Here is a 10030-nt window from a genome sequence, read left to right on the forward strand (position 1 = left end):
GGCGGCGATCGCCACCGCGTCCGCTTCGTCACCGGCCACCACGACCGCCTGTGGGCCGTTGACCGCCGCGATGCTCACCCGGTCCGTCAGCAGCGGCAGGACCTCGTCCTCCGACGCCTGCACCGCGATCATCACGCCACCGGACGGCAGCGCCTGCATCAGACGCCCACGCGCCGCAACCAGCGTGCACGCGTCCTCCAGCGAGAACACCCCGGCCACATGCGCGGCCGCGATCTCACCGACCGAATGACCGGCCACGAAGTCGGGCTTCACGCCCCACGACTCCAGCAGCCGGAACAGCGCCACCTCCACCGCGAACAACGCCGGCTGCGCGAACTCCGTACGATCCAGCGCGGCTCGGTCGTCGCCGAACAGAACGTCCTTCAGCGGCAGATCAAGCCGCGCACACACCGCGTCCAGCGCCTCCGCGAACACCGGGTACGCCTCGTACAACTCACGACCCATACCCAGCCGCTGACTGCCCTGACCGGTGAACAGGAACGCCGACCCGCCACCGGTGGCGGTGCCGCGCACCAGGCCCGGGGCCTGCTCACCCGCCGCCAGCGCCTCCAGAGCGCGCGTCAGGCCCTCGTGGTCGCCGGCGACGATCGCCGCGCGTTCGTGGAGGGCCGTCCGGCCGGTCGCCAGGGAGTGGGCGAGGTCGACCGGCCGGGGCCGCTCGGGGGACTCGATCACGGGCAGGAGCGTGCCGGCCTGGGCGCGGAGGGCGTCCGCGTTCCTGGCCGAGAGGACGAAGGGCAGGGTCTCCGGCGCGCTGGTCTCCGACACGCCGGTCGTCGGCGGCTGCGGTGCGGGGAGGGGTGCGGGGGCCTGTTCGATGATGGTGTGGGCGTTCGTCCCGCTGATGCCGAAGGACGAGACTCCGGCCCGGCGCGGCCGGTCGTCGGTAAGGGGCCACTCCGTCCGCTCGGTCAGCAGGGTGATGTCCCCGGCCGTCCAGTCGACGTGCGGGGTGGGCTCGTCGACGTGCAGCGTCTGCGGGAGCGCCCCGTGGCGCATGGCCATGACCATCTTGATGACGCCCGCGACACCGGCGGCGGCCTGCGTGTGACCGATGTTCGACTTGATGGAGCCGAGCAGCAGCGGCCGGCCCTCCGGCCGGTCCTGCCCGTAGGTGGCGAGCAGCGCCTGCGCCTCGATCGGGTCGCCCAGCCTGGTGCCGGTGCCGTGTGCCTCGACGACGTCGACCTCGGCGGGGGTCAGCGCTCCGCTCGCCAGGGCGGCGCGGATGACGCGCTGTTGGGAGGGGCCGTTGGGGGCGGTGAGCCCGTTGCTGGCGCCGTCCTGGTTGACGGCCGAGCCGCGGACCACGGCCAGGACCGGGTGCCCGTTGCGGCGGGCGTCCGACAGGCGCTCCACGAGCAGCATCCCGACGCCCTCGGCCCAGCCCGTGCCGTCGGCGGCAGCGGCGAAGGCCTTGATGCGCCCGTCGGGCGAGAGTCCGCCCTGGTGGCTGAACTCGCTGAAGGTGCCCGGGGTCGACATCACGGTGACGCCACCGGCCAGCGCCATCGTGCACTCACCGTTGCGCAGCGCCTGAATGGCCCAGTGCAGGGCCACCAGCGAGGACGAGCAGGCGGTGTCGACGGTGACGGCCGGGCCTTCGAGGCCCAGGGCGTAGGAGACGCGGCCGGACAGGACGCTGCCCGCGTTGCCGGTCATCACGTGGCCGAGGACCTCGTCGGCGCCGGACTGTTCCAGTTGGGCGTCGTAACCACTGTAGGCCGCCCCGACGAAGACGCCGGCCCGGCTGCCGCGCAGGGCGGACGGGGCGATGCCGGCGCGTTCGATCGCCTCCCAGGCCGTTTCGAGCACCAGCCGCTGCTGCGGGTCCATGGCGAGCGCCTCGCGCGGCGAGATGCCGAAGAAGTCGGCGTCGAAGGTGTCGGCGTCGTGCAGGAAGCCGCCCGCGAAGGCGTGGCCGTCGCCGTCCGTGTACAGCGCGTCGATGTCCCAGCCCCGGTTGCCGGGGAACGGGGAGATGGCGTCGCCGCCGGTCTCGACGAGCCGCCACAGTTCCTCGGGGGTGCGGACGCCGCCGGGGTAGCGACAGCTCATGGCCACGATCACGACGGGGTCGTCGGCGAGGCCCCCGGCGGGCGTTCCGGAGAGCGCGCCCGCGCGGGTGACGAGCCCGTCGGCTGTGCCGTTGGACGTGCCGGTGGCCGGGTCGTGCGCGCCGTGCGGGTCGCCGAGGAGTCCGGTGCGCAGCTCCCGTGCGAGGGCGCTGGGCGACGGGTGGTCGAAGACGAGCGTGGTGGCCAGCCGCAGGCCGGTGGCGGCGGACAGGCGGTTGCGCAGGTCGACGGCGGTCAGCGAGTCGAAGCCGAGGTCCTTGAACGCCTTGTCCGCGTCGACCCGTTCGGCCGAGGCGTGGCCGAGTACGGCTGCTACGTGGGTGCGTACGAGGTCGAGCAGCGCCCGGTCCTGCTCGGGCGCGGTGAGGCGGTGCAGCCGCTCGGCGAGCGGGGTGCCGCCGGCGCGGGTGCGTGCCGTGCGGCGGCCGCCGGTGCCGGCGAGCTGCCGGAAGACCGGGGCGACCGGTTCGGGGCCGGCGGCGGTGCGCAGGGCGGTGACGTCGAGGCGGGCGGGGACGAGGACGGGCCGGCCGGCGGTGAGCGCCGCGTCGAGCAGGGTCATGCCCTCGGCGGCGGACAGGGCGCCCATGCCGTGCTGTTCCATGCGCCGCAGGTGGGCCTCGTCGAGCGCGCCGGTCATGCCGCTGGCGTCGGCCCACATGCCCCATGCGAGGGACGTGGCGGGCAGGCCCTGGCCGTGGCGGTGCTGGGCGAGGGCGTCGAGGTAGACGTTGGCGGCTGCGTAGTTGGCCTGTCCGGCGCTGCCGAGGGTTCCGGCGACGGCCGAGTACAGGACGAACGCCGAGAGGGGCAGGTCGCGGGTCAGCTCGTGGAGGTGCAGGGCGGCGTCGGCCTTCGGGCGCAGGACGGCGTCGAGGCGCTCGGGGGTGAGCGAGGCGACGACGCCGTCGTCCAGGACCCCGGCCGTGTGGACGACCGCCGTGAGCGGGTGCTCGGCGGGTACCGTCGCGAGCGCGGCCGCGAGGGCGTCCCGGTCGGCCGCGTCGCAGGCGGCCCAGGTGACCCGGGCGCCGAGCACGGTCAGTTCCTCGGTGAGCGCGGGGGCGCCGGGGGCGTCGGCGCCCCGGCGGCTCAGGAGCAGCAGGTGGCGCACGCCGTGCGTGGTGACGAGGTGCCGGGCGGCGATGCCGGCGAGGGTGCCGGAGCCTCCGGTGATCAGGACGGTGCCGTCCGGGTCGATGGCCGTGGCGCCGTCGCGGGACTCGGGGCCGGACCCCGGGCCGAGGCCGGAGCGGGACTGGTACGCGGGGCCGGACTCGGAAGCGGGGTGGGCGGGCGTGCGGCTGCGGGTCAGCCGGGGGACGCGCACGGCTCCGTCCCTCAGCATCAGCTCGGGCTCGTCGCACGCCAGGGCGGTGGCGAGGAGGGTGCTGTGGGCGGAAGGGTCCGATGCTCCATGCGCGTCGAGGTCCGCGAGGACGAACCGCCCCGGGTTCTCGGTCTCCGCCGAGCGGATCAGGCCCCAGACGGCGGCGTGGGGCAGGTCGTCGACGCCCTCGTCCGGGCCGGCGACCGCGCCGCGGGTGAGGACGACGAGGCGCGAGGCGGCGAACCGCTCGTCGGCGAGCCAGGAACGCACGAGGGCGAGCGCCCGGTGCGTCGCCCCGTGCAGGGCCTCCGGGCCGTCACCGGCCGGCGCCTCCATGAAGGGGGCGAGGACGTGCGCGGGTACGGGGGCACCCGCGGCCACCGCTTCGCCGAGCGCGGCCAGGTCCGCGTACCGGGCGGCCGGGCCGAAGGCCGCGTCGCCCAGTACCGCCCACCCGTCACCGGAAGCAGGCTCGGCCGTGCCGTCGGCCGGCGTACCGTCCGCCAGCGGCAAGGGCAGCGGCAGAGGCAGGGGCAGGGGCACCCAGTCGAGCTGGAACAACGAGTCGTGGCGCACGGCCGACGCGCCCGGGCCCGTGCCGGGCTCCACCGTCCCGAACGGCCGCCGGGCCAGTCCGCCCACCGTCGCCACCGGCCGGCCCAGGTCGTCGGCGAGGTCCAGCGCGACGGCGCCCTCGCCGGTGTTCCGTACCCGCACACGCAGGGCGCCCGCGCCCTCGGCGTACAGCGTCACGTCCGACCAGGTCCCGAGCCCGGCGCCCGTACCGATGTCGCCGTCCCGCACGAAGGCCGCGTGCGCGGCGGCGTCCAGCAGCGCGGGGTGCAGGCCGAAGCCGGCCCCCTCGGTGTCGTCCTCCGGGAGGCGGACCTCGGCGAAGAGCTCGCCGCCACGGAGCCAGACGGCCTGCACGGCGCGGAACGGCGCCTCGCGCCGGAGCGTGGCGCCGTCCGGATCGGCGGCGTCCGGGTCGGTGACGTACAGGTCCGTGACGTCCACGGCCTCGGCACCGGCGGGCGGCCACTGCGCCAGGTCGAAGGACGCGGTGCGGGCGGTGGGCGCGAGGACGCCCCGGGCGTGCCGCTCCCAGGGGGCGTCCGCCGGAGCGGCCTCGGCCCGGGAGGAGACCGTGAGGGTGCGGCGGCCCTGGCCGTCGGGGGCGTCGACCAGCACCTGGAGGCGCACCGCGCCTTCGGAGGGCAGACGGAGCGGGGCATCGAGCTCCAGCTCCTCGACGTGCCCGCAGCCGGTCTCGTCACCGGCGCGTACGGCGAGTTCGACGAAGGCCGCGCCCGGAAGCACGACCGTACCGGCCACGGCGTGCCCGCCGAGCCACGGGTGGCTGCGGAGCGAGAGCCGGCCGGTGAACAGCACGGTGTCGGTACCGGCCGGTGCGACGGCCGCGCCGAGCAGCGGGTGCGCGGCCGGTTCGAGTCCGGCGCCGCTCACGTCACCGGCCCCTGCCGTGCTCGGCTCCAGCCAGTACCGCTCGTGCTGGAAGGCGTACGTGGGCAGGTCGACGCGCCGGGCGCCCGTCCCGGAGAAGTACGCCTCCCAGTCGACGGCCGCGCCCCGGACGTACGCCTGGGCCAGCGCGGTGTTGACCGTCTCCGCCTCCGACCGCCCACCACGAAGGGCGGGCGCGAAGACCGCGTCCACGCCGCCGGTCAGGCAGTCCTGGGCGAGCGCCGACAGCACACCGTCCGGGCCCAACTCCACGAACGTCGTGACACCGGCCGCCTCCAGCGCACGGATCCCGTCCAGGAAGCGGACCGCGTCCCGGACGTGACGTACCCAGAAGTCCGCCGAGCCCATCTCGTCCGTCACCGCGGCGCCGGTCAGGTTCGACACCACGGCGATCCGAGGGGTCTCGTACGCGATCGACTCCGCGACCGTACGGAACGCGTCCAGCATCCCGTCCATGTGCGGCGAATGGAACGCGTGACTGACGCTCAGAGGCTTGGTCTTACGACCCTGCTCCTCGAAGTGGGCGGCGATCGCCACCGCGTCCGCCTCGTCACCCGCGACCACGACCGCCTGCGGACCGTTGACCGCCGCAATGCTCACCCGCTCGGTGAGCAGCGGAAGAACCTCGTCCTCCGACGCCTCCACCGCGACCATCACGCCACCGGACGGCAGCGCCTGCATCAACCGACCACGCGCGGCCACCAGCGTGCACGCGTCCTCCAACGAGAACACACCCGCCACATGCGCAGCCGCGATCTCACCGATCGAATGACCGGCCACGAAGTCGGGCCTCACGCCCCAGCTCTCCAGCAGCCGGAACAGCGCCACCTCCACCGCGAACAACGCCGGCTGCGCGAACTCCGTCCGATCCAGCACCTCGCCGTCCGTACCGAACAACACGTCCAGCAGGGGAAGGTCCAGGTGGGCGCACACCGCGTCCAGCGCCTGGGCGAACACCGGGTACGCCTCGTACAACTCACGACCCATACCCAGCCGCTGACTGCCCTGCCCCGTGAACAGGAACGCCAGGCCGCCGCCGACGACCGTGCCCCGCACCAGGCCCGGCACCTGCTCGCCCTCGGCGAGGGCACCCAGCAGGGAGGACAGCGAGCGCGCGTCGGAGCCGTCCCCGAGGAGGACGGCCCGGTGCTCCAGGGCCGCGCGTGTGGTGGCCAGCGAGTGGGCGATGTCGAGGGGGCGTGCGGTGGACCGACCCTGGCCGTGCGTGGCCAGCAGGCGTGCGGCCCCGTCGCGGAGGGCGTCGGCGCTCCTGGCGGAGAGGGTCCAGGGCAGGACGGCCGGTACGTGGGGCACGGCGGCGGAGGTGGCCTCCGCGGGCTCCTCCGCGTCGGGGGCCTGCTCGATGATGGTGTGGGCGTTGGTGCCGCTCACACCGAAGGCGGAGACGGCCGCGCGGCGCGGGGCGCCGGTCTCGGGCCAGGGGGCCGGCTCGGTGAGGAGCGAGACGGCGCCTTCCGACCAGTCGACGTTGGGGGTGGGCTCGTCCACGTGGAGGGTCTGCGGGAGCACGCCGTGGCGCATCGCCATGACCATCTTGATGATGCCGGCGAGACCGGCCGCGGCCTGGGTGTGGCCGATGTTGGACTTGAGCGAGCCCAGCCGCAGTGGCCGGTCGGCGGGGCGGTCCTGGCCGTAGGCGGCGAAGAGGGCCTGGGCTTCGATGGGGTCGCCCAGGGTGGTGCCGGTGCCGTGTGCTTCGACGGCGTCGATCTCGGCTGCCGACAGCCTCGCGCTCTCCAGGGCCTGGCGGATGACGCGCTGCTGGGCGGGGCCGTTGGGGGCCGTCAGGCCGTTGCTGGCGCCGTCCTGGTTGACGGCCGAGCCACGGACCACGGCCAGGACCGGGTGGCCGTTGCGGCGGGCGTCGGACAGCCGCTCCACCAGCAGGACGCCGACGCCCTCGGACCAGCCGGTGCCGTCGGCGGAGGCGGCGAAGGACTTGCAGCGGCCGTCGGCGGCCAGGCCGCGCTGGCGGCTGAACTCCACGAACACGTCGGGGTTGGGCATCACGCACACGCCGCCGACGAGGGCGAGTGAGCACTCTCCCTGGCGGAGGGCCTGAGTGGCGAGGTGCAGGGCGACGAGGGAGGAGGAGCAGGCGGTGTCGACCGTGGCGGCGGGGCCTTCGAGGCCGAAGACGTAACTGACCCTGCCGGACAGGACGCTGGTCGCGCCACCTGTCAGGAGCAGGCCTTCGAGGCCTGCGGGCGCCTCCTTGAGGTCGGCGCCGTAGCCCATGGCTCCCGCGCCGACGTACACGCCGGTCCGGCTGCCCCGTACGTCGGAGGGGTCGATTCCCGCGCGCTCGAAGACCTCCCACGAGGTTTCCAGGAGCTGGCGCTGCTGCGGGTCCATCGCCAGGGCCTCGCGCGGCGAAATCCCGAAGAATTCGGGGTCGAAGACGGTCGCTTCTTCGAGGAATCCGCCGCCGGTGTTGTAGAAGGTGCCCCGGCGGTCGGGGTCCGGGTCGGCGAGCGAGGAGACGTCCCAACCGCGGTCGGCGGGGAATCCGGTGATGGCGTCGCCGCCCGTGGCGACCAGACGCCACAAGTCCTCAGGCGATCGTACGCCGTTGGGGAACCGGCAGCTCATCGCGACGATGGCGATGGGCTCCCGGGATTCCTCGTCGACCTCCTGGAGGCGGCGGCGGGCCCGCCGCAGCTCAGTGGTCATCCACTTCAGGTTTTCGAGAAGCTTTTCTTCGTTAGCGCCGGCCACTGAAACGTCACCCCCTGGGGAATTGCTGATTGCTTGCGTACGTCTGGTGCGTTACCGGATCCGTTTGCGGATCCGGGAGCGGGTCGGTCATCGGATCGGTCATCAGATCAGGATTTTCCGAATTCGTTGTTGATGATGTCGAAGAGGTCGTCGGCGGATGCCGATTCGATGGAGAATTCCTCGTCCTCTCCGATGACCGCCCGGTCGGCCTTGTGCCAGTTCGTCAGGAGCGATTCGAGCCGTGCGGTGACGCGGGCGCGTTCGGTGCTGTCCTCGGGGACCGATGAGAGGAGGAACTCCAGCTTGTCGATCTCCGCGAGGGCGGGGAGTCCGGGCGTGGTGTCCTCGCCGAGGAGTTCCGCCCTGATGTGGGTGGCCAGGGCGGTGGGGGTCGGGTGGTCGAAGACCAGCGCGGCGGGCAGTTTCAGTCCGGTGGCGGCGTTGAGGCGGTTGCGGAGCTCGACCGCGGTGAGGGAGTCGAAGCCCAGTTCCTTGAAGGCGCGCCCGGCCTCGATCGTCGCCGCCCCGTCGTGTCCGAGGACGACGGCGACCTGTGCGCGCACCAGGTGGAGCACGGTGCGCTCCGCCTCGGGCCCGCTCATCCCCCGCAGCTCGGCCCGGAGGTTCCCCGCCTCCTCGGCCGTGGTGTCCGCCCCGTCCTTTTCGGCGTCGAGCATTCCGCGCACCTCGGGGAGGTCGGCGATCAGCGGGCGCGGACGCGCGGCGGTGTAGGCCGGGACGAACAGGCGCCAGTCGACGTCGGCGACCGTGACGGCCGTCTCGTCCCCGTCCAGCGCCTGCTGGAGGGCGGCGATCGACAGCTCCGGTGCCATGACGGGCAGTCCGCGCCGGCGCAGTTGCTCGGCCGCCTCGTCGTCGGCGACGAGACCGCCCCCGCCCCACGGCCCCCAGGCCACGGAGGTGGCCGCCAGGCCGCGGGTACGGCGCTGCTGTGCCAGGGCGTCGAGGTGGGCGTTGGCCGCGGCGTAGGCGGCTTGGCCGCCGCTGCCCCAGACACCGGCGATCGACGAGAAGAGCACGAAGGCGTCCAGGTCGGTTCCCTCGAGCAGGTCGTCGAGATGCGTGGCACCCGCGACCTTGGCGGCCACGACGTCGGCCACGGCCCCGGGGCCGGTCTCGTCCAGCGGCGCGAACTGCCCGGCGCCCGCCGTGTGGAACACGGCGGTGAGGGCGGGGCCGGCGTCACCTCCGTCCGAGGTGCCGGTGAGGCTCGCCAGCAGGTCGGCCACGGCGGCCCGGTCCGTCACGTCGCACGCGACGGCCGTGGCCCGTGCGCCGAGCCCGGTGATCTCGGCGACCAGGGCGTCGGCCCCGGGCGCCTGGGGCCCGCGCCGACCGGCGAGGACCACGTGCTCGGCGCCACGGGACGCGAGCCAGCGGGCGACGTGCCCGCCGAGCGCTCCCGTACCCCCGGTGACGAGGACCGTGCCGCGGGGACGCCACTCGGGGGTGCCCGTCCCGGTGTCACCATCGGTCCAGATCCCGGTCCCGGTCCCGCTCTCGGTATCGGTATCGGCACCGACGCCCGCCGCCGTCCGCGGCGCGGCGTGGCCGATCCGGCGGGCGAGCAGGCCCGCGGACCGCACGGCGAGCTGGTCCTCGTCGCCGGCGCCGCCCGCGAGCACGGCCAGGAGCCGCTCGGCCGTCCGTCCGTCCAGCGTGGCGGGCAGGTCGACGAGTCCGCCCCAGCGCTCGGGGTGCTCCAGGGAGACAACCCGGCCCAGGCCCCAGACCTGCGCCTGGGCGGCACTCACGACCCGGTCGGACGGGGCGGTCGCCACCGCTCCCGCCGTAGCGCACCACAGCGGGCCCGCGACTCCCGCGTCACCGAGGGCCTGCACCAGCGTCGCGGTCAGCAGGAGGCCGGCGGGCGCCGCCGGATGGGCGGGGTGCGGGGCGTCGGCGAACGCCAGCAGGCACAGCACGCCGTCGGCCCCGCCTCCCGCGAGCGCCTCGCGCAGCCGGCCGGCCAACGCCGCCCGGTCGAGGTCGGCGACGTCCACGGACACGTCCCGTACGTCCGCACCGCAGGCGGCCAGCGCCTCGGACACCGCGGTCCCACGTGCGTCCACGGCGGCCGGGGCCACCACGAGCCAGGTACCGGACGGTCGCGACGCCACCGGATCGGCCAGCGGCTTCCAGGTGACCCCGTACCGCCAGCCGTCGACGACCGACCGCTCCTGGCGCTGCCGCCGCCATGCGGACAGGGCGGGCAGCAGGACGCTCAGCGGCTGGTCCGCGTCGACGCCCAGGGTGGCGGTCAGGGCGGACAGGTCCGCCGTGTCGACGGCGGCCCAGAACTCCGCGTCCGCGCCACCCTTCCCCTCGGCGGCGGTCGCGCCGGGAGCCTCCTCCA

General features: G+C 74.6%; 2 protein-coding genes. Both read right to left on the reverse strand.

The features are described 5' to 3' along the window. A partial coding sequence (locus MXD57_RS30660) for a type I polyketide synthase (RefSeq protein WP_250405460.1) occupies positions 1-7653 on the reverse strand: 7653 nt, incomplete at its 3' end. A 107-nt stretch (positions 7654-7760) separates the two neighbouring features. Further along, on the reverse strand, positions 7761-10030 hold a 2270-nt coding region (locus MXD57_RS30665; RefSeq protein WP_250405461.1), incomplete at its 5' end, for an SDR family NAD(P)-dependent oxidoreductase.

This window comes from Streptomyces cellostaticus (assembly GCF_023630175.1).
Classification (GTDB): domain Bacteria; phylum Actinomycetota; class Actinomycetes; order Streptomycetales; family Streptomycetaceae; genus Streptomyces; species Streptomyces cellostaticus_A.